Here is a 24,810-nt window from a genome sequence, read left to right on the forward strand (position 1 = left end):
CACCGCGCGCGGCTACGGGGCGACCCGGCCGTTGGCGTTGAAGGCGGCGTGGGTGAGCGGCATGAGCTCAGTCCACAGCGCCTCCATCTTCTCCGCGCACATCTCGATCTCGCGCTGCGGGAACGAGGGGAAGTGCGTCCCCTCCACCTTCGTGCGCAGCGACAGGAAGTTCATCAGCGATCGGGCGTTCATCGTCACGTACATCGACGAGTAGATGTTCAGCGGCAGCACGATGCGCGCGACCTCGCGGGCGACGCCGGATGCCAGCATCCGCTGGTACGCGGAGAAGGCGAACTCCGCCGCATCCCGCGTCGCGGTGTCGACGACGGCGTGCTGCTCGGGGCTTCCGGGGAGGAACTCGTAGGCGCCGGGCTTTCCCACCTGGACGAGGTTGCGCTCGGGCGCGGGGACGTAGAAGACCGGGCGCAGCTCACGGTAGCGACCCGACTCCTCGTTGTAGGACGCGACGCGATGGCGCATGAACTCGCGGAAGACGAAGATCGGCGCCTGCACGTAGAACGTCATCGAGTTGTGCTCGAAGGGCGACCCGTGCCGGTCGCGCATGAGGTAGTTGATGAGGCCCCGATCGCGCGCCGTCGCCTCCTGGCCCGCCTGTGCGGACTCGAGCGTCTGCTCGCCCTGCGTGGACACGCGGGCGGCGAAGAGCACATCGGAATCCGAGGCGCTGGAGCGCACCAGCTCGACGGTGACATCACTGCGGAATTCGATCTCGGGGGCGGCGTCGGCGTCAGTCACGGTGCCACCCTACTGCGCACAACCGACGCCGATTGTTACGCGACGCCGCGTCATCTGCGCACTCGCGGCCCGGGGGGTGCCCGCGGATGGGTAGCCTGGTTCGCTGTGACGATTCTCGACGCCATCCTCGTGCTCGCGGCACTCCTCGTCGTCACGATCGTCGTCGGCCTCGTCGTCCGCCGCCAGAGCGCCCGTGTGCGCCGCCACATCCCGCACGAGGTCATCCAGCCCGAGCGGCTCGGCGCCGACGGCCTGGGCGAGACGGCCACCCTCCTGCAGTTCAGCACCGAGATGTGTGCCCGATGCCCGGGCGTGCACCGGATGCTGTCGGCCGTGGCCGCGGACTTCGACGGGGTGCGCCACCTCGACGTCGACCTCACCCACCGCCCCGACATCGCCAAGCACTTCCGCGTGCTGCAGACCCCCACGACGCTGATCCTCGACCACTCCGGCGCGGTGCAGTCGCGCATCGGCGGCGTCCCCGGGCGCGACATGCTCGAACTCGAACTCGTCCGCCTGACCGGAGAGGCAGCCCATGCCTGAGTCACGTGGCCCCCGCGGCATCGACCCCCGCGGACCGCGATTCGCCGCCGGGATCACCGCTGTGCTCCTGGCCGTCGACGTCGTGCTCGCGCTGACCGGCATCTCCACCGCCCGCTCGTTCGGCTGGTTCGCCTATCAGCCCCTGTCCGGCCAGACGTTCGGCGGCGACACGTGGGCACTGTCCGCCGCCTCGATCGGTGCCCGTGTCCTCGACCCGGCGTTCCTCCTGCTCCTCGTCATCGCGCTGCTGTTCCTGTGGGGCGTCGTGTCTCCCCGCACCGCGCCGTGGGGCGCGCTCTATCGCCGGCTCGTCCAGCCCCGCCTGAAGCCCCCGGCCGAGCTCGAAGACCCCCGCCCGCCGCGGTTCGCGCAGGGCGTCGGCCTGTTCGTGACCACGGTCGGTCTGCTGCTGCACCTCATCGGCGTGCCGTGGGCGCTCCCCATCGCCGCGGCGATGGCGTTCGTCGCAGCGTTCCTCAACTCGGTGTTCGGGCTGTGCCTGGGATGCCAGCTCTACCTGCTGCTGCAGCGCGCCGGGATCCTCGGTCGCGAGCGCTCCGCGACCGCGTGAGCGGATAGCATCCGGACCCTCCCCTGTCGAGGAGTGCCGGGCGTCGCCGGGGCCCGTTAGGCTCGCACCGACGCCGCCGCCGGCGGCGCGAAGTCGACCCGGGAGGTCCCTTATGTCCGTCACGAGCGAAGCCACCACCGCCTGGAAGGGAAGCCTGTTCGAAGGCTCCGGGCAGGTCGCCCTCACCACCTCTGGCGTCGGGACGTTCGATGTCAACTGGAAGGCGCGGAGCGAGGGATCCACGTCGGTCACGACCCCCGAGGAGCTGCTCGCCGCCGCCCACTCCGCGTGCTTCAGCATGGCGCTCTCGCACGCCCTGACGCAGAACGGCACCCCGCCGGAGTCCGTCGACGCCACCGCATCCGTGAGCTTCACCCCCGGCACCGGAATCACCGGCAGCCATCTGAACGTCAACGCGGTGGTGCCCGGGATCGACGCGGAGGCCTTCCAGCGGATCGCCGCAGACGCCAAGGCCAACTGCCCCGTGTCCCAGGCGCTCGCAGGCATCGAGATCACGCTCGAGGCCACGCTTGCCTGAGACCGGCAGAGTCGTCGTCGCGGGCGCGTCCGGCCTCATCGGACGCGCCCTCGTCGACAGCCTCCGCGCCGACGGCGTCGCCGTCACCACACTCGTACGCCGGCCCGCCGCCACCCCCGACGAGGTGGAGTGGCTGACCGACGCGACCCCGCTCGACCCCGACGTGCTCGCCGGCGCCGACGCGGTGGTGGGGCTCAACGGCGCGAGCATCGGCCGATTCCCCTGGAGCGCCTCGTACCGCAGCACGCTGCTGTGGTCGCGGATCACGCCCACCCGCACGCTCGCCGCCGCCGTGCGCGCCTTGGGCGCGGATGCTCCGCACTTCATCAGCTCGTCGGCGGTCGGATACTACGGATCGGTGCCGGGCAGGCGCCTTTCGGAGACGGCGCCGCGCGGGGACGGATTCCTCGCCGACGTGTGCGGCGAATGGGAGGCGGCCACCGCAGCCGCCGGCCCCGACGCGCGGATCACCCTTCTTCGCACCGCCCCCGTCGTGCATCGGCAGGGCGTCCTCAAGCCGTTGCTGCTGCTCACGCGGGCGGGGATCTCCGGCCCACTCGGCCGAGGCACGCAGGTATGGCCGTGGATCTCACTCGACGACGAGGTCGCCGGCATCCGTCACGTCATCGACCGCGGCCTCCTGGGCGCCGTGAATCTCTCCGGTCCCACTCGCGCGACCGCCAACGACCTCGGGTTCGCGCTGGCGCGGCGGATGAACCGCCCCTACGCCGTGCGGACGCCGCTGTGGGCCGTGCGGCTGCTTCTCGGTCGCGAGGCGACCGACGCCCTGCTCGCCTCCGACGCCGATGTCGTCCCCGAGGTGCTCGAGCGCTCGGGTTTCAGGTTCCGGCACGCCACGGTGCAAGACGCTGTGGCCGCGGCAGTTCCCGCGGGCTGATCAGGCGCGTCGACGCTCGGCGCTCTCGAGGCGGATCGCGCGGCGGATCGCGTCGCGCGCACGCCGCCGGTCGGACGCGGCGTCGTAGGCCAGGCCGAGGCGATACCAGGTTCGCCAGTCGGTGGGGCGCTCCTCAGCCTCGGCGCGATAGCGCGGGAACACCGCATCCGCGTCTTCCCGCTGCACGCGACCGCTCGGGCGGATCGCGACGTCGTCGTCCGGCAGCCCGCCTTCGCTCTCGAGCCGCGCGCCGAGGCGATCCGCCCGCCACCCGAACCACAGCTCGCGCCCCAGCGCCCACACCGCCAGGAGCGGCAACACGATGAGCGCCACCCCCAGGGCCACGCCGATCGGCTCGCCGCTGGTCAGCAGCAGCCATGCGCGCTGACCGACGAGGACGATGTACAGCAGCAGCGCCACCGCCATGACGGCGACGCCGATGCGCGCACTCATGCCTCGGTCGCCCGGGCGACCTGACCCGACACCGCGCCGTCCTCGATGGGGGGCTGCTCGCGCGGCGCGCGCGTGCGCAGCCCGATGTCGACGAAGCTGTCGAGCCCGACGATGACGCCTCGAGCGTCGCGCGCGGCGGTCAGGGCGAGCCGGATGCCGGGGGCATAGGCCTGTGCGGGGTCGACGGTGTCGTGGACGATCGTGAGAGACTCCCCCGGGCCCGAGAGCACGACCTCCTGCCGCGCCACCACACCGGGGCGGCGGAGGGAGTGGATCGGCACGCTGGCGACCTGCTGGCCGCGCGCCCGCTGGTCGACGTGGGGCGACTCGACCGGGCCTACGGCCGAGCGAGCCCCGGCGATCAGCTCCGCCGTGCGCACCGCCGTGCCGCTGGGCGAATCGATCTTGGTCTCGCGGTGCGCCTCGATGATCTCGATCGAGGGGAACAGAGGCGCCGCTGCGGCGGCCAGGGCGCTTCCCACCACCGAGCCGAGCGAGAAGTTCGGCACGAACACGGCTCCGGTCCCCGCAGCCTCGACGAGGGGCCGCACCAGCGCGATGCGTTCGCTCGACCACCCCGAGGTTCCGATCAGCACGTTGATCCCGCGCTCCACCGCGGCGCGCACGACGTCGATCGAGACGGCCGGGATCGAGGCGTCGACCACGAGGTCGGCGCCGCCGAGCTCGTCCAGGCTCGAGGAGGACGACAGGATCGCGGCGATCTCGAAGCCCGGCTCGTCCTCGATGACACGGCGGATGACGCTTCCCAGCTTGCCGGTTCCGCCTACCAGAGCCACGCGCGTCGTCATGGTTCCAGCCTAGGTGTCCTACCCTCGGAGCATGGTCAGCATCCGCCCGGTGCGCGTGGATTCCCCCGACGCGCACGGCCTCCTCGAGGAGTACTTCGCGCTGCGCGCTTCCGTCTTCCCGGGGGGCGGGTACCGCACGGTGTTCCCTGATCCAGCGGCGTTCGTCGAGCCCGACGGCGTCTTCCTCGTCCTGTACGACGGCGAGGAGCCGGCCGGATGCGCCGGCATCCGCCGCCTGGCCGACGCGTCATCCGGGCCGCGCTTCGAGGTCAAGCACCTCTACGTGTGCGACGCCGGGCGGGGGCGCGGATGGGGCCGGATGCTGCTGGAAGACCTCGAGCGCCGCGCACGCGAGGCCGGCGCCGCCGAGCTGGTGCTGGACACCCACCACACCCTCGATGCCGCGGGCGCCCTGTACGCGCGCTCGGGCTTCGAGGAGGTCGAGCCCTACAACGACAACTCCAACGCGACCCGGTGGTACCGCAAGGCGCTCGGCTGACAACGCACTCCGCGGATTCGGAGATCGACGCCGGATTCGGATGCTGACGCTGCAATCGTCCGAATCTGCGTGCCGTCGCCGAATCTGCGGACGGCGGATGCGGCGACTAGACCGGGCTCGGATCCGGCAGCCCCGTCCGCAGCTCGAACGGGAGGTGGGCCAGGTCGTTGTGGGCGAGCAGCGTCCACGGCCGGCCGGGTTTCTGCGCGATGACCGTGAGGCCGCAGTGCGCCTGATTGAGGGTCATCCAGCGCCAGTCCGGCGCCTGCAGCACCTCGCGCACGAACCATCCGATGACGAAGTTGTGGGTGATGAGGAGCTCGTGCACCTCGCCGGAGCGGCGCGAGAGGAACTCGTTCGTCGCATCCGACATCTGCGCGCGGCCGGCCTCGACCTCGGCCTCCGTGACGCTGCCGAAGAACGGCTCGAACGCCGCCGGCGTCTCCTCGGTCATGCCGGTCGGCACGCAGTCGAACAGCAGTGCCGTCGGCGTGGGAGACACGGCGGGGAGGCGCTCGGCGACCGCCACGGCCGTCTGCTCGGCACGCTGCAGCGGCGAATGCCACACCGCATCGAGCGGGACGCCCGAGAGGCGGTCGGCGACGGCCGCAGCCTGGCGATGCCCGCGCGGAGACAGTGGGCCATCCACCAGTCCGTGCTCCGCGTCGATGTGTTCGCCATGGCGCACGAGGTAGATGTAGTGCGTCACGTCAGCTCGCTTCGTCGTCGGTGGGCGTGCTCGGAAGCACCCTGCCAGCCTACGTCAGCGTCGCGACATCACGCCGTCGCGCGGGCGATGTCGGTCAGCTGCGCGCGGCTGAGCCGCACCCCGACGCCCTGCACGAGCTCTTCGACGTGCTCCGCGGCGAAGGCGTTCACGATCGGAGCGGTGATCACCCGCTGCGCCAGCAGCCAGGCGATCGCGACGGCCGCGACCGGCACGTTCAGCTCGGCCCCGATGGCATCCAGCGCGCGCAGGGTGCGGCTGCCCCGGCGCGTGAGGCTGGCGGCCATCTGCGCCCCCCGCACCGAACGCACTTCGCGGGGCCGGGTACGCTGCGCGCCGGCGAGGAAGCCGTGCTCGAGCGCGTGCGAGGGCGTCACCGCCATGCTCTGAGCGCCGGCGACCAGGCGCAGGTCGCCGTCGAACTCCGTGCGCCGCAGCACGTTGTACGGCACGTCGAGCACCGTGATGCGCGGGTACCCCGCCGAGGCGAGGATGCGGGCCTCGACCAACTGCGCCGCCGAGTATCCGTAGGCCCCGAGGGCACCCACCTTGCCGCTTTCCACGAGCCACTCCGCCGTGGCGAGCGTGTCTTCCAGCGGCACCGTGGCGTCGGACTTCGCGTCGAGGTAGAGCACGTCGATGCGCTCGCTCCCGAGCCGCGTGAGCGAGGCCTCCACCGCGCGGACGAGGTTCACCGCGCCGAGGCCCGGGTTGTCGGGGTGGCGGCCGATGCGCACCGCGACGACCATGCCGTCGCGGGTCCCCCGCGAGCGCATCCACTGCCCGATGATGTGCTCGCTGCGCCCGGCGGAGAAGCTGTCGGCGGTGTGGACCAAGTTGCCGCCGAGCTCGGCGTAGGTGTCGAGGATCGCGTGGCTGACCTCGACATCGACATTCCAGCCGAACTCCGCGCCGCCCAACGCGAGCGGGAACACCTCGAAGCCGGATTCGCCGAGCGGGACGCGCACGCCCTCGCCGATTCCCGGACCCTGCACGGGGATGGGGGCCGACGGATGCAGCGAGTGCTCCGCGCGCAGGCTCGCGGTCTGCTGACCGACGTTCGAGCCCGACATGAGTTGCCCCCCGCATACTGAGCCGGCCAACACGGTTCCTGCTGGAGCCGCGACCCCCGACGCGTACTTCCGAGGGTAAGGGGTCCCCGCCCGGCCCCCCGCGATTGAGACGGCTCGCCGGTAAATATTGGATAACGCTTTTTCCCACGACGAAGCCCGCCCCGCGGATACGGGACGGGCGTCGTCGAATGCGGGTCAGACTTCGGCGGGTGCCTCCGCGAGCTCCTCGGCGGGAGCGGCGGCCTCGGCCGCCTCTTCGCCCACGGGCTCGAGGGAGAGCTTGCCGCGGTCGTCGATCTTGGTGATGCGCACGAGCAGCTTCTGGCCGACCGAGAGCACGTCTTCGACGTTCTCGACGCGCTTGCCCCCGGCGAGCTTGCGAACCTCGCTCACATGGAGCAGGCCGTCCTTGCCCGGCAGCAGCGAGATGAACGCGCCGAAGGTCGCGATCTTCACGACCGTGCCCAGGAACTGCTCGCCCACCTCGGGGTTGGTCGGGTTGGCGATCGCGTTGACCTGGGCGCGGGCTGCCTCCGCGGAGGGCCCGTCCACCGCGCCGATGTACACGGTGCCGTTCTCCTCGATGGAGATGTCGGCGCCGGTGGCGTCCTGGATCGCGTTGATCGTCTTGCCCTTGGGGCCGATCAGCTCGCCGATCTTGTCGACCGGGATCTGCACGCTGATGACGCGCGGCGCCGTGGGCGCCATCTCGTCGGGCGCGTCGATCGCGGAGTTGAGCACGCCGAGGATCGTCAGCCGGGCCTCTCGGGCCTGGGTGAGCGCGGCGGCCAGCACCGACGACGGGATGCCGTCGAGCTTGGTGTCGAGCTGGATGGCGGTGACGAACTCGCTCGTGCCGGCGACCTTGAAGTCCATGTCGCCGAGGGCGTCTTCGGCGCCGAGGATGTCGGTCAGGGCGGCGTAGCGCGTCTGGCCGTCGACCTCATCGGAGACGAGGCCCATGGCGATGCCGGCGACGGGGGCGCGCAGCGGCACTCCCGCGTTCAGCAGCGACAGCGTCGACGCGCAGACGGAGCCCATCGACGTCGAGCCGTTGGAGCCGAGGGCCTCGGACACCTGACGGATCGCGTACGGGAACTCCTCACGGCTGGGCAGCACCGGCACAAGGGCGCGCTCGGCGAGGAAGCCGTGCCCGATCTCTCGTCGCTTGGGGCTGCCCACACGACCGGTCTCACCGGTCGAGTACGGCGGGAAGTTGTAGTGGTGCAGGTACCGCTTGTGGGTCACCGGCGACAGCGAGTCGATCTGCTGCTCCATCTTGAGCATGTTCAGCGTGGTGACACCCAGGATCTGGGTCTCACCGCGCTGGAAGATCGCCGAGCCGTGCACGCGCGGGATGACCTGCACCTCCGCGTCGAGCGGACGGATGTCGGCGAGACCCCGGCCGTCCATGCGCACGCCCTCGGTGAGGATGCGGCTGCGCACGATGAGCTTCGTGACGGCCTTGTACGCGGCCGAGAACTCCAGCGTCGCCACGGCCGGAAGCTCCCCCGCCTCGACGGCGGCGATGAGCTGCGCCTTGACCTCGTCCTTCAGCGCCTCGTCGGCGTCCTGTCGCGCGATCTTGTCGGCGATCTGGTAGATCGGCACGAGCTTGTCGTAGGCGCGACCGGCGACGAAATCGTAGGTCTCCTTGCTGTACGGCAGGAAGACCGGGAACTCCTTGATCTCCTTCGCCGCGGTGTTGGCCACGACGTTCTGCGCGGCCACGAGCTCCTTGAGGAACGGCTTGGCCGCCTCGAGACCCTCGGCGACGACCTGCTCGTTGGGCTTGGTCGCACCGCCCTGGATGAGGTTCCAGCTGCCCTCGGTCGCCTCGGCCTCGACCATCATGATCGCGACGTCGCCGTCGTCGAGCACGCGGCCGGCGACGATGAGGTCGAAGACGGCGTCCTCGAGCTGCGCGGCGGTCGGGAACGCGATCCACTGGTCGGCGGTGTCGCCGGAGCCGGGCATGAGCGCGAGACGCACACCCGCGATCGGGCCGGAGAACGGCAGGCCCGAGATCTGCGTCGACAGCGACGCGGCGTTGATCGCCAGCGCGTCGTAGAACTCGCCGGGCGCGATCGACAGAACCGTGACGACGATCTGCACCTCGTTGCGGAGGCCGTCGACGAACGACGGACGCAGCGGACGGTCGATGAGGCGGCAGACCAGGATCGCCTCGGTCGAGGGGCGACCCTCGCGACGGAAGAACGAGCCGGGGATCTTGCCGGCGGCGTACGAGCGCTCTTCGACGTCGACGGTCAGGGGGAAGAAGTCGAAGCCCTCACGCGGGTGCTTGCCCGCGCTCGTGGCCGACAGGAGCATGGTCTCCTCGTCGAGGTACGCCGCGACCGCGCCCTGCGCCTGCTGCGCGAGACGACCGGTTTCGAAGCGAACCGTACGAGTGCCGAACCGGCCGTTGTCCAAGACGGCTTCGGCGGCGGTGATTTCCGGACCTTCCAAGAGGTCCCTCCTTCTTTGTTTAGACTCGCGGGCGCGTTTCGCTCGCGAGATCGTGCGAAGGAGCAGGAACAGGCAGAAGGGCGCGCGCCGATGGATCGGCGTGGACACCGGGCGACTGGCCACCAGTAGACGACCACCATCCGTTCGAGGATGGGGATCCACCACAGGGGACCAGCGTCTGCCGGCCTGCTCCGCAGCTCATATGAAATTGAGCGAGTGCCGGGATCGGCAACCCGACCCAGCCTACCGCACCACTCCGACGGCAGCCGAGTGCGGATGGCGCGGCGCGGCGGACATCCTCTAACGTGACCTCATGCGTATCATTCGCCACTTCGGTCACATCGGCCTCGCCGGCGTGCTCGCGGTGGCGCTCGCTCTCCCCTCCGCCCCCGCCGCCACGGCGGCGGGACCCACCGTCGGCGACCTGCAGGCGCAGATCGCCGCCGCAGAGGAGGCAGCCGCCACGGCGTCCACCCGCGCGCTGGATGCCGCATCGGCGGCCGCCGCTGCTCGCACGCGCGCAGAGGCGGCGCAGGAGACGCTGGCGGGTCTCGCCGCGCAATCCGCGGAGGCGGCGGTCGCCTGGGACCGTGAGCGGGAACGCTTCGGCACGGTGGCGTCCGGTCTCTATCGCAGTGGCGCCGAAGGACCGCTGTGGGCCCGGCTGCTGACCTCCACCCACCCCGACATGCTCCTCGGCCGCCTGGGCGTGATCGAGCGGGTGGCCGAAGCATCCGCGCGATCGGCGACCGCCGCGCGCGAGGCGGCAGCCCTGCTGGCGTCCCTCGAGGCACAGGCGGAGGTCGCCGCAGCCGAGAGCGAGCGACTCGCCGCCGAGGCGCAGACCGCCGCCACCGCCGCCGCAACCGAGGCCGAGGATGAGAGCGCGGCGGTCGCGGCGGCTCGCGCCGCCCTGAACGACGCGTACGCTCGCCTCGCCGCCGCGAAGGGGACGAGCACCGCACGGGAGAAGCAGACCCACCTCGCCGAGCGCGCGGCCGCGGATGCCGGCGCGGCATCCGGGGCGGCAGGCGGGGGCGGGTCCACTCCGGCGCCGCCGGTGCCGCCGCCGACGACGCCGGTCCCGTCCGGCCCGGCGCTGTCACCGGCACAGGCGCAGGCCCACGCCGGCGGTGCGATCGGCGCGTACGGCTGGGGCGGCGATCAGTTCGCCTGTCTGGTGTCGCTGTGGAACCGCGAGTCGGGATGGCGGTGGGACGCCCTCAACCGTTCGAGCGGGGCGTACGGCATCCCACAGGCGCTGCCCGGCTCCAAGATGGTGTCGGCCGGGGCCGACTGGCGCACGAGCGCGCAGACGCAGATCGCGTGGGGTCTGGCGTACATCCAGGCCCGCTACGGGTCGCCGTGCGGCGCGTGGGATCACTCGCAGCGCACCGGGTGGTACTGACGCTTCGGACTGGCCTGGGTTCGTGGTGGCGCCTAGGGTGAGGGCATGAGTACCGACGACACGTCCGCAGGCGCCGCATCCGATGAGGTGAAGCGCAAGTTCCGCGAGGCGCTGGAGAAGAAGAACGCGACCCAGCGCAACGGGCAGGCCCACCTCGACGGCAACTCGGCGGTCTCCCACACCCATGGCGCGGCGTCGACCAAGCGCGAGTTCCGCCGCAAGAGCGGTTAGAGGACGATCATGACCTTCGATCCGACCTTCCACGAGATCGACGAGGAGGCCGCGGACCTGCCCGACCTCGACGGCGACCTCCCCGAGCCGCAGGACGCCGGCGATCTCCTGGCGGATCCCGAGGCCGACGACCTCCCCGCCGAGGGAGCCTGAGGTCAGACCGCGGCGACTTCGCCGCGCCGCGGCAGCGTGACATAGTCCGCGTGCTTGGCGTCGAGCCCGTCTCCTGCGGCGCGCCCGCGCAGACGTCGCCACACCCAGGGCAGCGCGTCACGCCGGATCCAGCGGACGGCGCCCCGCTCTCCGGCGTGCAACGCGGCATCCAGGTCGCCCAGGACGTCGGCGTCGGGGACGGCGAGGACATCCGCGGCCCGGTAGGCGACGAACCGGTGCCCGCTCGATCCCAGATGCACGCGGTCGTCCGCCCACAGCGGAAGCTCCCGGATCTCCGGCGTCGCCTCCAGGTCGAGCAGCAGGGCGCCGGTTCGCGCCGCGACGTCGCGCAGGCCGGAGTTGAAAGCGGCGAAGCGGGCGGCGAACAGTCTTGCTGCCCGTCGGCGCGGGAGGAACGGCGTCACCAGGAGCACATCGGCGTCGGCCTCGCGAAGCACCCGCACCGCCGCCTCCACGTCGGCCAGGAGCTGCGGGATCACCGGCCGCGGGCCCACGAGGTCGTTGGCGCCGATGAGGATCGACACGAGCTGTGGCTGGAGCTGCCGGGCTCTCGGCAGTTGCTCGGTGATGAGGTCGTGCACGCGACGGCTCCGCACCGCGAGATTGGCGTAGCGGAGCCCCGACGCGCTTCCCTGAGCCAGAAGCTCGGCGAGACGGTCGGCCCATCCGCGGTACTCCCCCGCGGGCATCCGTGACGTGTCGCACAGTCCCTCGGTGAGGGAATCGCCCAGGGCCACGTACCGGGTCCAGGAGCGCGGCGCGGCCGTCGCGACGGGGAGATCGGGGCGGCGCAGGGCGCGGGCGGGGAGCGCCTCGTCGATGCGACGCAGGGCGATCGCCTCACGGTAGTGGCCCAGGAGCTGCTGGCCGAGCGCCTCCCACGTGCGGCCGGCGACCCCCTCACGCGCCGCCGCGCCGAAGGCGCGCCGCTTGGCGTCGTCGCCGGCAAGGTCGGCGACCCGAGCGCGCAGGTCACCGAGGTCGCCCGGGCGATAGAGCCAGCCGTCGATGCTGCTGCGCACCAGGTCGACGGGCCCGCCGACCCCGGTGGCCACGACGGGCACGCCGCTGGACAGCGCCTCCTGGATGCTCTGGCCGAACGTCTCGCTCTCGCCGGGGTGGACGAACACGTCGAAGCCGGCGACCGCCCGTGCCAGCTCGGCGCCCTCGAGGTGACCGGCGAAGGAGGCCGTCGGCAGCATCCGTTCCAGCGCCGGGCGCGAAGGGCCGTCGCCGACGACCACGAGCCGGATGCCGGGGAGGTCGCCCAGCACGCGCAGGTCCTCGACCTGCTTCTCGGGCGCGAGACGCCCGACGTACCCGACGATGACGCCGTCCCCTCCGACGCGGCGCCGCCACGCCTCGTCGCGTCGCGTCGGCGCGAACCGGTCGGCGTCGACTCCTCTGCTCCAGCGGCGCACCCGATCGACGCCCAGCTGCTCCAGTTGACGCTCGGACGCCGACGAGGGCGCGAGGGTCATCGTCGCCCGCCGATGGAGCCTCGTGACGTGACGCGACACCACGGCGGTCGCCGAGGGGACGCCGTACCGGTGCGCATAGGCGATGACGTCGGTCTGGTAGACCGCGACGACCGGGACACCGAGGGCGTTCGCCGCTGCGATCCCCTGCCAGCCGAGGAGGAACGGAGAGGCGAGGTGCACGACGTCGGGGGCGAAGTCCCGCAGCAGCGCCCTCAGATGGGCGGCGCGCGCGAAGACCACGCGCACCTGCGGATACGACGGCAGCGGGACCGAGCGCAGCAGCGCGGTGTGCGCGCCGGAGAGATCCGCGTCGAACTCGCCGGCTCTTGGGGCGATCACGAGGGTCTCGTGCCCGGATGCGGCCAGGTGACGCAGGACATGGAGGACGGAGCCGGTGACCCCGTTCATGTGCGGGAGGAAGGATTCGGCCAGGAGTGCGACTCTCACGCTCCCAGGGTGGGCGCATCCGCAGCCCCCGGCGCGGTGCGACAGGAGGTGGCGCCGAGAGTTCACCCGCCGCATCCCGGCACGTCACCGGAGCAACCGCTCGGCTGCCCGCCGTTCACCCGCGGGTGCCAGGGTCGCGTCGTGATCGAAGACCTGCTCGCCGCGTTCGCGGCGACGCCGTGGGCGCTGCCGCTCCTGGCCCTCCTCGTGGTCGGCGACGCCTTTCTCGTCGTCGTCCCGGGGGAGGTGGCGGTGACCGCCCTCGGCGCCCTCGCGGTGAGCACCGGCTCTCCCGCTCTGGTCGCGGTCATCGTCGTGGCGGCGGCCGCCGCGGTCGCCGGCGATCTCGGATGCTACGCGCTCGGCCGGTGGGTCGGGCTCGATCGGTGGCGATGGATGCGGCGGCCTCGTGCGCAGGCGGCCTTCACCGCGGCCCGCCTCCGGCTCTCGCGGCGGATGGCGCTCGTGCTCTTCACGGCCCGCTTCATCCCGTTCGCGCGCCTCGCGGTGAATCTCTCGGCGGGTGCCTCACGGTTGCCGATGCCGCGCTACGCCGGTCTCGCCGGTCTGGCTGCGCTCGGCTGGGCGGCGTATCAAGCGATCCTGGGCGCGGCGGTGGCGGCGATCGTGCCGGGCGGCCCGGTCGTCGCCGTGCTCGTCTCCGTCGCGATCGCCGTCGGGCTGGGGCTCGCGCTGGATGCTGTCTTCAGCCGGCGCGCGCGCTGAGCGTCACGCCCCCCGTCCGCGCGGCTACTCCCCCGACAGACCGCCGAGGAGATGACCGAACGAGCGGCCCTCGCCGAGGTAGGACGAGGGGTCGTACGGGTCGGATTCGCGCGCCGGCGTGCGCGCAGCGATCGCGGCGGCGAGTTCGCGCGCACCCCGGGCCACCCGGCTGCCGAGCGGCGCCACCTCATCGGCGTGCGCACCCCAGTCGCTCGAGGCGGCGAAGACGCCGGTCGGCACCGGGTTGGCGTGGAGATACGTGAACAGCGGCCGCAGCGCGTAGTCGATGGCGAGCGAGTGCCGCGCGGTGCCCGCGTTCGCGCCGAGGAGCACCGGCACGCCGGCGAGCGCATCGGGGTCGAGGATGTCGACGAACGACTTGAACAGTCCCGAGTAGCTCGTCGAGAAGATCGGCGTGACCGCGATGACGGCGTCCGCCGAGACGACAGTGTTGATCATCGTCTCCAGCGCCGGCGGCGCGAACCCGGTGAGAAGGTTGTTGGTGATGTCGTGCGCGTAGTCGCGCAGCTCGAACACGTCGACCTCCGCGGCGATACCGTTCGGTTCGGCGGGCGTGGAGATCTCCTGCAGCGCCGACACCGTGGCGGCCGTCAGCCGGTCGGCGAGCATCCGCGTGGAGGACGGGTTCGACAACCCCGCCGATACCACGGCGATCCGACGGGCGGTCATCGCACGCCGCCCGTCAGCCCGAAGGCTGCGCCCGCGGGGGCCGGGGCGTCCTGGTACGGCGAGCCCGCGGTGAGGTTGTCGCCGCGGTTTGCGCCGGGCGTGGCCTGACGCGGCGCCGCGGCGCCGTACGTCTTGCGGACGAGGTTCGCGTGCGTGGGGGCATCCGGAACCTCGGCGGGACGGTTCTTGGCGAGCTCCCTGCGCAGCACCGGCACGACCTCTCCGCCGAGGATGTCGAGCTGCTCCAGGACCGTCTTCAGAGGCAGGCCCGCGTGGTCCAGGAGGAACAGTTGCCGCTGGTAGTCGCCGAAGGTGTCGCGCATCGCGGCGTAGCGGTCGATGACCTGCTGCGGCGAGCCCACCGTCAGCGGCGTCATCTCCGTGAAGTCCTCCATGGCCGGGCCGTGGCCGTACACGGGGGCGTTGTCGAAGTACGGCCGGAACTCGCGCACCGCGTCCTGCGAGTCGGCGCGCATGAACACCTGTCCGCCCAGGCCCACGATCGCCTGCTCGGGCGTGCCGTGACCGTAGTGGGCGAACCGCTCGCGATACAGCGTGATGAGGCGCTGGTAGTGCTCCTTGGGCCAGAAGATGTTGTTCGCGAAGAAGCCGTTGCCGTAGTAGGCGGCCTGCTCGGCGATCTCGGGGGTGCGGATCGACCCGTGCCACACGAACGGCGGAACCCCGTCGAGGGGTCGCGGTGTCGCGGTGAAGCCCTGCAGCGACGTGCGGAACTTCCCCTCCCAATCCACGACGTCCTCACGCCAGAGGCGGTGCAGCAGATCGTAGTTCTCGATCGTCAGCGGCAGACCCTGGCGGATGTCCTTGCCGAACCACGGGTACACCGGCCCGGTGTTGCCCCGCCCGAGCATGAGATCGGTGCGACCGCCCGACACGTGCTGCAGCATCGCGAAGTCCTCGGCGATCTTGACCGGGTCGTTCGTCGTGATGAGCGTCGTCGAGGTGGTGAGGATCAGCCGCTCGGTCTGGGCGGCGATGTAGGCGAGCGTCGTGGTCGGCGAAGACGACCAGAACGGCGGGTTGTGGTGCTCGCCCAGCGCGAAGACATCCAAACCCACCTCCTCGGCGTGCCGGGCGATCGTCAGGGTCGCCTGGATGCGCTCGGCCTCGCTGGGCGTTCGACCCGTCGTCGGATCCTCGGTGATGTCGCTCACCGTCATGATGCCGAACTGCATCCCGGGCCAGGTGTTGTCGTCCACGATCTCTCCGTCTCGCACGCCTGCGCAAATTCTATGCGCGTGAATGTAGTTGGGATAACGCGCCTGCGCCGAGGTTATTCCCGACCGGATGCGGCGAAAAGGGTGAGAAGATCGCGCACGAGCTGGTGCGGGGCGGTTTCGCAGGGGCTGTGCCCGGTGTCGTACACGGCGAGCCGGGCGCCGATGCGCGCGGCGTAGCCCGCGTGCTGGGCGACGGGCCACAGATCGTGGGAGCCCGTCGCCACGAGCAGGGGAACGCCGGCGTCGCGGACCGCGGAGGCGATGTCGGGCATCCGCATCATGAGCCCGACGATGTCGTCCACGCTCTCACGGCGCGTGAGCGCGAAGCGCTCCCGGACGAAGGCGAGTCGACGCGGCGGAACGCCGTTGAGGTTGTTGCGGATGCCCCACAGCATGAGTCCGGCCCCCTGCCGAGGCGACGCGAGGAAGCTGAATCGGCCGATGCGCTTGACGCCGCGGAAGACGTTGCCTGTCGCGGGCGGGGTGGACAGCAGCGTGAGCGAGGCGAACAGGTCGGGGCGGCGGGCGAGGGCCACCTCGGCGGCGAGCCCCGCGAAGGAGTATCCGAGCACGTGCGCCGGCGCGGAGCCGTCCGCCAGGAGGGCGATCAGGTCGTCGACGAACAGGTCGTAGTCGTAGTGGGCGCGGGGCGGCTGCAGCCGCTCGGGGCCGGCACGGTAGGACTCGTACTGGCCGGCGAGATCATACGACTCGACGCGATAGCCCGCCTCGGCCAGCAGCGGGAGCATGAGAGTGAAGTCCTCCTTCGACCCCGTCACCCCCGGGGCCAGCACGACCCGCCCCCGCTCCCCCGTGCCCATCGCGACGCGGGCGAGCCCGCCGCTCGGTGCAGCGAACACGTCGCTCTCGGCGCCGACCGGCAGCTCGCGCCAGTCGAGGTCCGACAGCGCCTGATCGCGGGCGACCGCATCGTCCAGGGTTGTCATCGGCCGTACACTATCGCCCGCCCGGATGCCGAGGGGTCGTCGGCACGCGAAGCGAGGGATAAGGTGGCGCCGATATGAGCGACGCCCCTCTCACCCGTGCATCCGGGCCCGCCGCATCCGACCCGGACGTCTCCGCCGGGGCCGCGGCGCGACCCCGGCGACGCGTGCCGTTCTGGGACAACGCGCGTTTCGCGTGCATCGTGCTGGTCGTCCTCGGTCATGCCGTGCAGCGTCTCACCTACGACTCGGACATCGCGCTCGGGCTGTATCTCGTCGTCTACGCGTTCCACATGCCGGCGTTCGCGATGATCTCGGGCTACTTCTCGAAGGCGGGCTCGCCCCCGCGACGCCAGATGGCCCGCGTGATCACCGACATCATCGTCCCCTATGTGATCTTCGAGGCCCTGTGGACCCTCACCAAGTGGCTCGTGGAGGGATCAGCCAATCCCAACCTCACGCAGCCGTCGTGGACGCTGTGGTTCCTCCTCGCCCTCGGGATCTTCCGCCTCGTGCTCCCCTACCTCGCGCTGCTGCGCTGGCCCCTGCTGTGGACGGTGGTCATCTCCGTCGGCGCCGGATACCTGCCCAACATCGACTCCACCTTCGCGCTGACGCGCACGCTCGGGCTGCTGCCGTTCTTCGCCCTCGGGTGGTGGCTGCGCGAGCACGACATCGTCGACCGCCTGCGGCTCCTCCGCCGGCGCCCGTGGTGGGTGTTCGCCGCGGCCGGCGCCGCTTTCGTCGCCGCCGGCCTCATCGCGTGGGCGTTCACCGACGTCTGGCGCGACGTCGACCTGCGCACCTGGCTCTTCTACGACGACGCCTACGCCGATCTCGTCGGCCCGCAGTGGTGGGCGGGGGCGGTGCGCCTGGCGCTGATGGCCGTGGCTCTCGTCCTGTGCACGGCGTTCTTCGCCCTCCTGCCGCGACGGCAGACCTGGTGGACGCACTTCGGGCAGTACACGATGTACGTCTACCTGCTCCACTCGTTCGTGCTGTACCCCTTCCGCGAGTCGGGGATGCTCCGCGACCTCGATCCCACGTGGATCTGGCTCCCGATCGTGGTGGTGGCGAGCGTTCTGATCGCACTCGCGCTCGCGACCCGCCCGGTGCGGCGGATCTTCCGGCCTCTCGTCGAGCCGCGCCCGGGGTGGCTGTTCTCCGACCCGACGCTGGCGGCACGCGAGGGCCGCCGCAACGACCCGACCGGCTCCCGTCGCCCCCGCGACGCGCCCCGATCCCCCGCTGATCCGCGCGGCTGAGAGGCGGGCATTCGACCGGCGCGGGTCGTCCGGCCCCGGATGCCCGCGCCCAGGCCGATGCCCGCGTCCGGTGCGCGCCGGATCAGGCGAACAGCGCCTCGCCGACGAACGACCCCGGCGCGATGCCGCCGGGAATCGCCCACACTCCCGAGCCGACGTGGCGGATGTACTCGTTGAGCGCGTCGGTCGACAGCGACCGCTGCAGCGTGACGAACTGCTCGGGGGTGCGCTGGTACGACAGGAAGAACAGCCCCGCGTCGAGGCGTCCGAGGTCGTTGTTGCCGTCGACGTAGTTGTATCCGCGACGGAGGATGCGGACACCGCCGTTGTGCGCCGGGTGCGCAAGACGCACGTGCGCGGCGTGGTCGATACGCGCCGCGCCCGCCGCATCCGTCGCCTCGAAGTCCGGCGAGGCGAACTCGTCGGAACCGCCGGACAGCGGTGCGCCCTCGGCCTTGTCCCGGCCGATGATGCGGTGCTGCTCGGCGAGGCGCTGACGGTCCCACAGCTCGATGATCATGGCGATCTTGCGGGCGACGAGGTATGAGCCGCCGGCCATCCACGCCGGTCGATCGGATGCCGCCACCCACACGCTCTCGTCGAGGGCGGCGCCGTCGCCGGCGAGGACGTTGGCGGTGCCGTCCTTGAAGCCGAAGAGGTTGCGCGGCGTCTCCTGGGCCGCTGTCGTCTTCGACGTGCGCCCGAAACCCAGCTGCGACCAGCGGATCCGCGCCCGACCGAAGGCGATGCGGCTGAGGTTGCGCACCGCGTGGACGGCGACCTGCGGGTCGTCGGCGCACGCCTGGATGCAGAGGTCGCCGTTGCTGGCCGCGGGGTCGAGGTCGTCGCCGAGGAACGCCGGCAGCCTCGACAGCTCGGGCGGACGCTGCGCCGCGACGCCGTAGCGGTCCACACCCTCGGTCGTCTCGAACAGCGTCGGGCCGAACCCGAAGGTGATCGTGAGCCCGCTGGGCGGCAGCCCGAGTGCTTCCCCGGTGTCGTCCGGCGGGGCTTCGGGATCGCCGCCGACCGCACCGGTCGCACTGACGTCGAGGCCGCGCGTCATCCGCGACGCCGCATAGGTCCAGTCCTGCAGCAGCGACACCAGGTCATCGCGACCGGTCCGGGCCATCATGTCGAACGAGGCGAAGTGCAGATGGTCCTGCACGGGCGTCGTGATCCCGGCTTGGTGCACCCCGAAGAAGTCGTCGGCGGATGCCCCGCCGATGCGCTCTCGAGCCCGCCCGACGGCGACCCCGGCTGTCGCGCCCGCTCCGGCACCGACGGCGAGGCCCGCCGCACCCGCGCCGAACGCGAGCCCGAGGAGACCGCGCCGACTCAGCCCGGCCGTTTCCTCGGACTCATCCGGGGTCGCCGTCGCGCCGGTGGGAGGCTCCGTGCTCGTGGTCACTCCAGAACGGTCGAGGTGAGCTGGGACAGCGGCTCGGCGAGCGCGTTGATGAGATCGGTGAACTCGCGCTTGTCGTCGTCGGTGAGCTCACGATAGTTCCCGAACCCGGCCTCGAGCGATCCGTGCGCGGCGAGCAACGCCTCCAGCTCGGCGTAGCCGGCGTCGATCTCCTCGACGAGCGCTTGGCCCTCTTCGCCCTTCGATGCGGCGAAGTCCCGCGCGAGCGAGAACGCCATCTTCGAGCCTTCGACGTTGGCGGCGAAGTCGAAGAGATCGGTGCCCGACCACCAGTCCTCCTCGCCGGAGATCTTCCCGGTGGCGACCTCGTCCAGGAGCGCGATCGCCCCGTTGGACAGCCCCGCGACGCCCTGCTCGTCCAGCGCGGTCTGGAAGTCGTCGGAGTGCACGTAGTCGTTGAGCTCTGCCACGTCCGCGACGAGCTGGTCGCCGAACGCCGCCCGCTCCTGCGGGGTCGACGGCGCCCAGTCCTGCCACGCCGGCGTCTCTCCGTCGGCGTTGAGCGCGTCCTGAGCCGGCACCCACAGATCCTTCTCGATGCGGTGGAACCCGGTCCAGTCGAGCCCCTCGGCGACCGCGTCGACCTCGCGATAGTCGATGCGCGGGTCGAGGTCGCCGAGCGCCTCGGCCACGGGCTCGATGCGCTCGTAGAACGCCCGCACCTGCGGGAACTGCTGCCGCGCCGCGGCGTCGTCACCGGACTCGTACGCGGTGACGAACTCGTCGGCGGCGGGGGCGAGCTGCTCGACCTGGTCTTTCACGAAGGCCGCGTACAGGTCGACGGCCTGCTGCTTCTGCTCGGCATCCGGTCCCTCGAGGGCGACCGCGTCACCCGACACGGTGAAGGCCGCGCGACCGACCCCCTCGCCGATCATCCCCGGCTTGCAGAGGGTGAAGTACTCGCCGGGCTGTGCGACGACGGTGAGGGTGCGGGAGGCACCGGGGGCGATGTTCTCCACTTCCCCCACGATGCGCAGGCCGTCCTCGGCCAGCAGATAGAACTCCGTGACATCGTCGCCCTCGTTCGCCACCTCGAACGCCAGCGTGCCGCTGGAGGCCGTGGCCGTGGAGACGCTGCAGGCATCGGCGGTCGACGACACCGTCAGCGCATCGGATGCGGCGACATCGGCCTTCGCGACGCAGCCCGCGAGGACGAGGGCTGCCGCGCCGACGGCGGTGAGAGAGGCGAGAGTGCGGGACGGGGTCATGCTGCTCCTTGCTGTGTGGGCACGACGGCGGGGCCGGCGGCGCGGGCATGCGCCGCCGGGCGGGACAGGACGCCGCGGGCGAAGAACGCGCCGACGACGAGAACGTAGACGAACCACGCGATGATCTGCAGCCACGACATCCTCGGCATGAAGCCGAGCGTCGCCTGGAGGACGGCGGCCAACGGGCTGCCGGGGGGGATGGCGGTGGACAGGTCGAACGCCCATCCGAAGGGGAAGGCGGTCCAGCCCACCGCGACGGCGCCGGTGTCGGCGCTCAGCGGCGCGGCCGCGGTGAAGGGTCCGGGAAAGGCACCGGCCTCCTGGAGGTCATGGACGGCGTACGCGAGCACCCCGGCCGCGACGACGACCAGGAAGGCCCCCGTCCACGCGAAGAACCGGCGGAGGTCGAGTCGGAGCATCCCGCGCGCCAGGAACCAGCCCAGCACGACGGCGGCGACCAGACCGAGAAGCGCCCCGAGGAGCGCCCCCGGCGCGTCGCCGAACGACTGCACCATCGACCACAGCAGGAGCGTCGTCTCGATACCCTCACGGGCGACGGAGACGAAGCCCAGCAGGACGAGGGCCCAGATCGTCCCCGAGCGCAGCGCCCGATCGATGCCGCCCTCGAGGGTGGCGCGAAGGGTGCGCGCGGCGCGTTGCATCCAGAAGACCATGGCGGTGACCATGGCGACGGCGACGAGCGACAGGATGCCGCCGATCAGCTCCTGGGCTTCGAAGGTCAGCGTGTACGCACCGAAGGTGAGGACCGCGCCGATCGCGAGGGAGAGGGCGATCGCCAGCGCCACGCCCGACCACAGTCGCGGGAGGGCGTCGCGGCGACCGAGTCGGGTCAGGTAGGCGACGAGGATGCCGACGACGAGCGCGGCTTCGAGGCCTTCACGCAGGCCGATGAGGAAGGTGGCGGGCACGCGGACGTTCCGAGTCGATGGCGGCGACGAGGGGCTCCTCGCCGGCGAGTGAGGTTAGGGTTACCTCACCAAACCGCCACAGTACGCTGTCGGGCTCCGCGCGTCCACTCGAGGCCCGCACCGGCGTCCGCGCCCTCGCGGGCGCCTGCTCATCGCGGTAACGTCCGGCAACATTCGTGCGCGCCCGGATGCGCCGACCTACTCTCGGGGCATGTCCGACCTGAACCTCCCCGTGCTCGACCTCTCCCTCCTGGACGCCGGCCCCGAAGCGGCCGAGCGGTTCCGGCAGGAGCTCCGCATCGCGACGCACGAGGTGGGGTTCTTCTATCTCGTCGGCACGGGCGTGACCCCCGAGCTCGAGGAGCGGCTCCTGGGTGCCGCGAAGCACTTCTTCGCACTCCCCGAGGCGGACAAGCTCGCGATCGAGAACGTCAAGAGCCCACACTTCCGCGGCTACACGCGCGTGGGCGGCGAGCGCACGCAGGGGAAGGTCGACTGGCGGGAGCAGATCGACATCGGACCCGAGCGCACGCCGGTCACCGACCTCGACGCCCCCGGTTATGCGCGGCTCATCGGCCCGAACCTGTGGCCGGCTGCGCAGCCCGAGCTGAAGGAGGTCGTCACCGAGTGGCACGACCACCTCACCGGCGTCGCCCGCAAGCTGCTGCGCGCGTGGGCCGTGTCGCTGGGCGCGGAGGAGTCGTACTTCGACCGGCACTTCGGCGAGCCGTCGACACTCATCAAGATCGTCCGCTACCCCGGCAAAGAAGACCCCACCCCTCAGCAGGGCGTCGGCGCCCACAAGGACTCCGGCGTCCTGACCCTGCTGTGGGTCGAGCCGGGAAAGGGCGGTCTCCAGGTGCAGCGCGACGGCGAATGGGTCGACGCTCCCCCGGTGCCCGGCGCGTTCGTGGTGAACATCGGCGAGCTGCTGGAGTACGCCACGCAGGGCTACCTCACGGCGACGAATCACCGTGTCATCTCGCCGCGCTACCCCGACGAGCGCATCTCCGTGCCGTTCTTCTTCAACCCGGCGCTCGACGCGCAGCTGCCCATCATCGACCTGCCTGCCGAGCTCGCCGCCGAGGCCCGCGGCGTCACGGACGACCCGGGAAACCCCATCCATGCGACCTACGGCGAGAACGCCCTGAAGTCGCGGCTGCGCGCGCATCCGGATGTCGCGGCGCTGCACCACGCCGATCTCCTCGCCGCGCGGTGAGCGAAGCTCGAGCCGAAAGACTGGTGAGGGTCCAGACACGCCGGGCCGCCGGCATCCGTAGCCGGCGTGTCGGAGAACAGGCCAGTCTTTTGGACATGTGAGGGGAAGGTCGCCCGACCCCTAGAACCACGAGATTCCGGGTACACCCGTCCGGGATGCCGGCTCCCCTGCCGACCCGAAAGACTGGTGAGGGTCCAAACACGCCGGGATGCGGCATCCGGAGACGGCGTGTCGGCCGAGGGACCAGTCTTTCGAGCGTCCGGGCACGGCCAGCACCCACTGAGAGGTGAAGGCCTCCCCACACCGTGGGGAGGCCTTCCAAGAATGTTTCGCGCGATTGAACGCTGGGTCGCTGCTCAGCGACGAAGACCGAGACGCTCGATGAGCGAGCGGTAACGGTTGATGTCGATGTCCTGGAGGTAGCCCAGGAGACGACGGCGCTGACCCACGAGCAGGAACAGACCACGACGCGAGTGGTGGTCGTGCTTGTGCTCCTTGAGGTGCTCGGTGAGGTCCTTGATGCGCTGCGTCAGCATTGCGACCTGCACCTCGGGGGATCCGGTGTCACCGGGGTGCGTCGCATACTCTTCGATGATCGCCTTCTTGACGTCTGATTCCAAAGCCATAGAGGGATCCCCTTCCTGCTTGTTGCGCGGCGCCGCACGGCGATTCCGTGGGCTCTCTTTCTCCGCGGCCGATCCAACGGCAACCGCATAAGCCTACCAGTCCTTCGTCCGGCGCCGCTCGCTCAGGCACCGGGGGCGCGCGGGTTAGCCTGGAGCGATGCGCCGCGACTCCCTCATGGATCTGCGGCCGCTGCGCACCCCGGCGTTCGCGCGCCTGTGGGTCGGTTCCACGCTCGCGGGGCTCGGCGGGCAGCTGACCGTCGTCGCGGTCATGCTCCACGTGTACGAGCTGACCGGCGACACTTTCGCGGTGTCGATGATCGCGGTGGCGGGCCTCCTCCCGATGATCGTGGCCGGCCTGTACGGCGGCATGCTGGCGGATGCGTTCGACCGCCGGATCGTCGCCCTGCTGGCCGCATCCGTGACCTTCGCCTCGACGCTCCTGCTGGCGGGACTCGCCTGGGCGGGTGGCGAGACGGTGTGGTGGCTGTACGCCCTGAGCATCGTGAACTCCGCCGCGAACTCCGTCGTCATGGCCAGCCGCGCGGCCATCGTGCCGCGCCTGATCCCCCGCGACCTGCTGCCGGCCGCCGCGGCGCTCCAGGGCATCTCCGCTGGCGTGATGGTCATGGCCGGGCCGGCTCTCGCGGGCGTGCTGGTGGCGTTCACCGGCTACGCCTGGACGTACACGATCGACGTCGTGCTGATGCTGGGCCTGTTCCTCGGACTGTGGACTCTGCCGCCGATCGCCCCGGAGGGCGCGGTGGTCAAGGCGGGGCTGGAATCCCTTCGCGACGGCTGGCGGTTCCTTCGGAAGGCGTCCAACATCCGCCTGCAGTTCGTCCTCGACATCACCGCGATGACCTTCGGTCAGCCACTGGCCCTGTTCCCGGCGATCGGGGCAGTGCTCCTCGGCGGCGGGGCGATCACCACCGGCGCCCTCACCGCGTCGATCGCCGGCGGAGTGCTGATCTCGAGTCTGTTCTCGGGGCCGATCGGACGCGTGCGCCGGCAGGGGCTCGGAATCGCTCGCGCCGTCCAGGCCTACGGCATCTCCATCCTCCTGTTCGGCGGCGTGCTCCTCGCGGCCGCGCTGGGGATGTTCGCCCCCGAGGTCGTGGATGCCGAATCCGCCAACGTGCCGCTGATCGTCGCGGCCATGGTCGCCCTCGCGGTCTCGGGCGGCTCGGACAACATCAGCGCCATCTACCGATCGACGATGCTGCAGGCCGCCGTTCCCGACAACATCCGCGGGCGGCTCCAGGGCGTCTTCATCGTGGTCGTCGCGGGCGGCCCGCGCGTCGGCGCGCTGTATGCCGGCACGCTCGCCACCCTCACGACACTGTGGTTCCCCCCGCTCCTGGGCGGGTTCGCGATCCTCGCGATCGTGGGCGTGCTCGTGCGCCTCAGCCCGCGGTTCCGCCGCTACGACGCCCTGCATCCGCAACCCTGAACG

Annotated in this window: 26 protein-coding genes; 12 read left to right on the forward strand and 14 right to left on the reverse strand. The window is 71.3% G+C overall.

The features are described from left to right. Positions 1–12 precede the first annotated feature (12 nt). Complete coding sequence (gene thyX, locus ACTU3I_RS10555; protein WP_442925644.1) at positions 13–756, reverse strand: FAD-dependent thymidylate synthase; 744 nt, start codon at positions 754–756, stop codon at positions 13–15. Between the two features lie 105 nt (positions 757–861). Here thyX and ACTU3I_RS10560 point away from each other — a divergent pair, with 105 nt between their 5' ends. From ACTU3I_RS10560 to ACTU3I_RS10575, 4 genes are all read left to right on the forward strand, one after another. After that, positions 862–1,299: a TlpA family protein disulfide reductase gene (locus tag ACTU3I_RS10560; RefSeq protein ID WP_442925645.1), complete on the forward strand. Its 438-nt coding sequence runs from the start codon at positions 862–864 to the stop codon at positions 1,297–1,299. Continuing rightward, entirely contained in the window at positions 1,292–1,870 is a 579-nt protein-coding gene (locus ACTU3I_RS10565) for a DUF4395 domain-containing protein (protein WP_442925646.1), read from the forward strand. The genes ACTU3I_RS10560 and ACTU3I_RS10565 overlap by 8 nt, the downstream gene beginning before the upstream one ends. Positions 1,871–1,982: 112 nt before the next feature. Then, positions 1,983–2,408, forward strand: coding sequence for an OsmC family peroxiredoxin (locus ACTU3I_RS10570; protein ID WP_442925647.1), 426 nt, complete (start codon positions 1,983–1,985; stop codon positions 2,406–2,408). After that, complete coding sequence (locus ACTU3I_RS10575) at positions 2,401–3,306, forward strand: TIGR01777 family oxidoreductase (RefSeq protein ID WP_442925648.1); 906 nt, start codon at positions 2,401–2,403, stop codon at positions 3,304–3,306. The genes ACTU3I_RS10570 and ACTU3I_RS10575 overlap by 8 nt, the downstream gene beginning before the upstream one ends. Here ACTU3I_RS10575 and ACTU3I_RS10580 read toward each other — a convergent pair whose 3' ends face one another. Both ACTU3I_RS10580 and dapB read right to left on the reverse strand, forming a co-directional pair. Continuing rightward, positions 3,307–3,759 (reverse strand): hypothetical protein, encoded by a 453-nt coding sequence (locus tag ACTU3I_RS10580; protein WP_442925649.1) that lies wholly within the window; start codon positions 3,757–3,759, stop codon positions 3,307–3,309. Further along, complete coding sequence (gene dapB, locus ACTU3I_RS10585) at positions 3,756–4,568, reverse strand: 4-hydroxy-tetrahydrodipicolinate reductase (protein WP_442925650.1); 813 nt, start codon at positions 4,566–4,568, stop codon at positions 3,756–3,758. The genes ACTU3I_RS10580 and dapB overlap by 4 nt, the downstream gene beginning before the upstream one ends. Positions 4,569–4,599: 31 nt before the next feature. Here dapB and ACTU3I_RS10590 point away from each other — a divergent pair, with 31 nt between their 5' ends. Beyond that, positions 4,600–5,067 carry a GNAT family N-acetyltransferase gene (locus tag ACTU3I_RS10590; protein WP_442925651.1) on the forward strand — a complete coding sequence of 156 codons (468 nt, stop codon included), beginning with the start codon at positions 4,600–4,602 and terminating at the stop codon, positions 5,065–5,067. Positions 5,068–5,173: 106 nt separating this feature from the next. On the opposite strand, the gene ACTU3I_RS10595 is transcribed toward ACTU3I_RS10590, so the two are convergent. From ACTU3I_RS10595 to ACTU3I_RS10605, 3 genes are all read right to left on the reverse strand, one after another. Further along, complete coding sequence (locus ACTU3I_RS10595; protein ID WP_442925652.1) at positions 5,174–5,776, reverse strand: histidine phosphatase family protein; 603 nt, start codon at positions 5,774–5,776, stop codon at positions 5,174–5,176. A 68-nt stretch (positions 5,777–5,844) separates the two neighbouring features. Continuing rightward, positions 5,845–6,867 carry an aldo/keto reductase gene (locus ACTU3I_RS10600; protein ID WP_442925653.1) on the reverse strand — a complete coding sequence of 341 codons (1,023 nt, stop codon included), beginning with the start codon at positions 6,865–6,867 and terminating at the stop codon, positions 5,845–5,847. A 195-nt stretch (positions 6,868–7,062) separates the two neighbouring features. After that, the gene (locus ACTU3I_RS10605) at positions 7,063–9,336 is read right to left on the reverse strand and encodes a polyribonucleotide nucleotidyltransferase (protein WP_442925654.1); all 2,274 of its coding nucleotides are present in this window, start codon (positions 9,334–9,336) and stop codon (positions 7,063–7,065) included. Between the two features lie 313 nt (positions 9,337–9,649). On the opposite strand from ACTU3I_RS10605, the gene ACTU3I_RS10610 reads away from it, so the two are divergent. The 3 genes from ACTU3I_RS10610 to ACTU3I_RS10620 are packed head-to-tail and all read left to right on the forward strand — an operon-like array spanning position 9,650 to position 11,128. Further along, entirely contained in the window at positions 9,650–10,744 is a 1,095-nt protein-coding gene (locus ACTU3I_RS10610) for a hypothetical protein (RefSeq protein ID WP_442925655.1), read from the forward strand. 45 nt (positions 10,745–10,789) lie between these two features. Then, a complete protein-coding gene (locus ACTU3I_RS10615; protein WP_442925656.1) occupies positions 10,790–10,975 on the forward strand; it encodes a DUF5302 domain-containing protein in 186 nt (61 codons plus the stop codon). Between the two features lie 9 nt (positions 10,976–10,984). Beyond that, positions 10,985–11,128 carry a hypothetical protein gene (locus tag ACTU3I_RS10620; protein ID WP_442925657.1) on the forward strand — a complete coding sequence of 48 codons (144 nt, stop codon included), beginning with the start codon at positions 10,985–10,987 and terminating at the stop codon, positions 11,126–11,128. A 2-nt stretch (positions 11,129–11,130) separates the two neighbouring features. On the opposite strand, the gene ACTU3I_RS10625 is transcribed toward ACTU3I_RS10620, so the two are convergent. Next, positions 11,131–13,077 carry a glycosyltransferase gene (locus ACTU3I_RS10625; protein ID WP_442925658.1) on the reverse strand — a complete coding sequence of 649 codons (1,947 nt, stop codon included), beginning with the start codon at positions 13,075–13,077 and terminating at the stop codon, positions 11,131–11,133. Between the two features lie 141 nt (positions 13,078–13,218). Between ACTU3I_RS10625 and ACTU3I_RS10630 the strand changes: the two genes are divergently transcribed. Next, positions 13,219–13,803: a DedA family protein gene (locus tag ACTU3I_RS10630; RefSeq protein WP_442925659.1), complete on the forward strand. Its 585-nt coding sequence runs from the start codon at positions 13,219–13,221 to the stop codon at positions 13,801–13,803. Between the two features lie 24 nt (positions 13,804–13,827). Here the strand turns inward: ACTU3I_RS10630 and ACTU3I_RS10635 are convergent, their stop codons facing one another. From ACTU3I_RS10635 to ACTU3I_RS10645, 3 genes are all read right to left on the reverse strand, one after another. Beyond that, entirely contained in the window at positions 13,828–14,493 is a 666-nt protein-coding gene (locus ACTU3I_RS10635) for a CE1759 family FMN reductase (protein WP_442925660.1), read from the reverse strand. Next, entirely contained in the window at positions 14,490–15,689 is a 1,200-nt protein-coding gene (locus ACTU3I_RS10640) for an LLM class flavin-dependent oxidoreductase (RefSeq protein WP_442926395.1), read from the reverse strand. The genes ACTU3I_RS10635 and ACTU3I_RS10640 overlap by 4 nt, the downstream gene beginning before the upstream one ends. A gap of 98 nt (positions 15,690–15,787) precedes the next feature. Continuing rightward, positions 15,788–16,681 carry an alpha/beta fold hydrolase gene (locus ACTU3I_RS10645; protein ID WP_442925661.1) on the reverse strand — a complete coding sequence of 298 codons (894 nt, stop codon included), beginning with the start codon at positions 16,679–16,681 and terminating at the stop codon, positions 15,788–15,790. 74 nt (positions 16,682–16,755) lie between these two features. On the opposite strand from ACTU3I_RS10645, the gene ACTU3I_RS10650 reads away from it, so the two are divergent. After that, the gene (locus tag ACTU3I_RS10650) at positions 16,756–17,943 is read left to right on the forward strand and encodes an acyltransferase family protein (RefSeq protein ID WP_442925662.1); all 1,188 of its coding nucleotides are present in this window, start codon (positions 16,756–16,758) and stop codon (positions 17,941–17,943) included. Positions 17,944–18,025: 82 nt separating this feature from the next. Here the strand turns inward: ACTU3I_RS10650 and efeB are convergent, their stop codons facing one another. The 3 genes from efeB to efeU are packed head-to-tail and all read right to left on the reverse strand — an operon-like array spanning position 18,026 to position 21,509. Further along, on the reverse strand, positions 18,026–19,354 hold the full coding sequence (gene efeB / locus ACTU3I_RS10655) for an iron uptake transporter deferrochelatase/peroxidase subunit (RefSeq protein ID WP_442925663.1): 1,329 nt from the start codon (positions 19,352–19,354) through the stop codon (positions 18,026–18,028). Then, entirely contained in the window at positions 19,351–20,580 is a 1,230-nt protein-coding gene (gene efeO, locus ACTU3I_RS10660) for an iron uptake system protein EfeO (RefSeq protein ID WP_442925664.1), read from the reverse strand. The genes efeB and efeO overlap by 4 nt, the downstream gene beginning before the upstream one ends. Further along, a complete protein-coding gene (gene efeU, locus ACTU3I_RS10665; protein WP_442925665.1) occupies positions 20,577–21,509 on the reverse strand; it encodes an iron uptake transporter permease EfeU in 933 nt (310 codons plus the stop codon). The genes efeO and efeU overlap by 4 nt, the downstream gene beginning before the upstream one ends. Before the next feature lie 211 nt (positions 21,510–21,720). On the opposite strand from efeU, the gene ACTU3I_RS10670 reads away from it, so the two are divergent. Next, positions 21,721–22,728, forward strand: a complete 1,008-nt coding sequence (locus ACTU3I_RS10670; protein ID WP_442925666.1) for an isopenicillin N synthase family dioxygenase — start codon at positions 21,721–21,723, stop codon at positions 22,726–22,728. 356 nt (positions 22,729–23,084) lie between these two features. Here ACTU3I_RS10670 and rpsO read toward each other — a convergent pair whose 3' ends face one another. Continuing rightward, on the reverse strand, positions 23,085–23,354 hold the full coding sequence (gene rpsO / locus ACTU3I_RS10675) for a 30S ribosomal protein S15 (RefSeq protein ID WP_347978651.1): 270 nt from the start codon (positions 23,352–23,354) through the stop codon (positions 23,085–23,087). 157 nt (positions 23,355–23,511) lie between these two features. Here rpsO and ACTU3I_RS10680 point away from each other — a divergent pair, with 157 nt between their 5' ends. Further along, positions 23,512–24,807: an MFS transporter gene (locus tag ACTU3I_RS10680; RefSeq protein WP_442925667.1), complete on the forward strand. Its 1,296-nt coding sequence runs from the start codon at positions 23,512–23,514 to the stop codon at positions 24,805–24,807. Positions 24,808–24,810 lie beyond the last annotated feature (3 nt).

This window comes from Microbacterium sp. RD1 (assembly GCF_052220165.1).
Classification (GTDB): domain Bacteria; phylum Actinomycetota; class Actinomycetes; order Actinomycetales; family Microbacteriaceae; genus Microbacterium.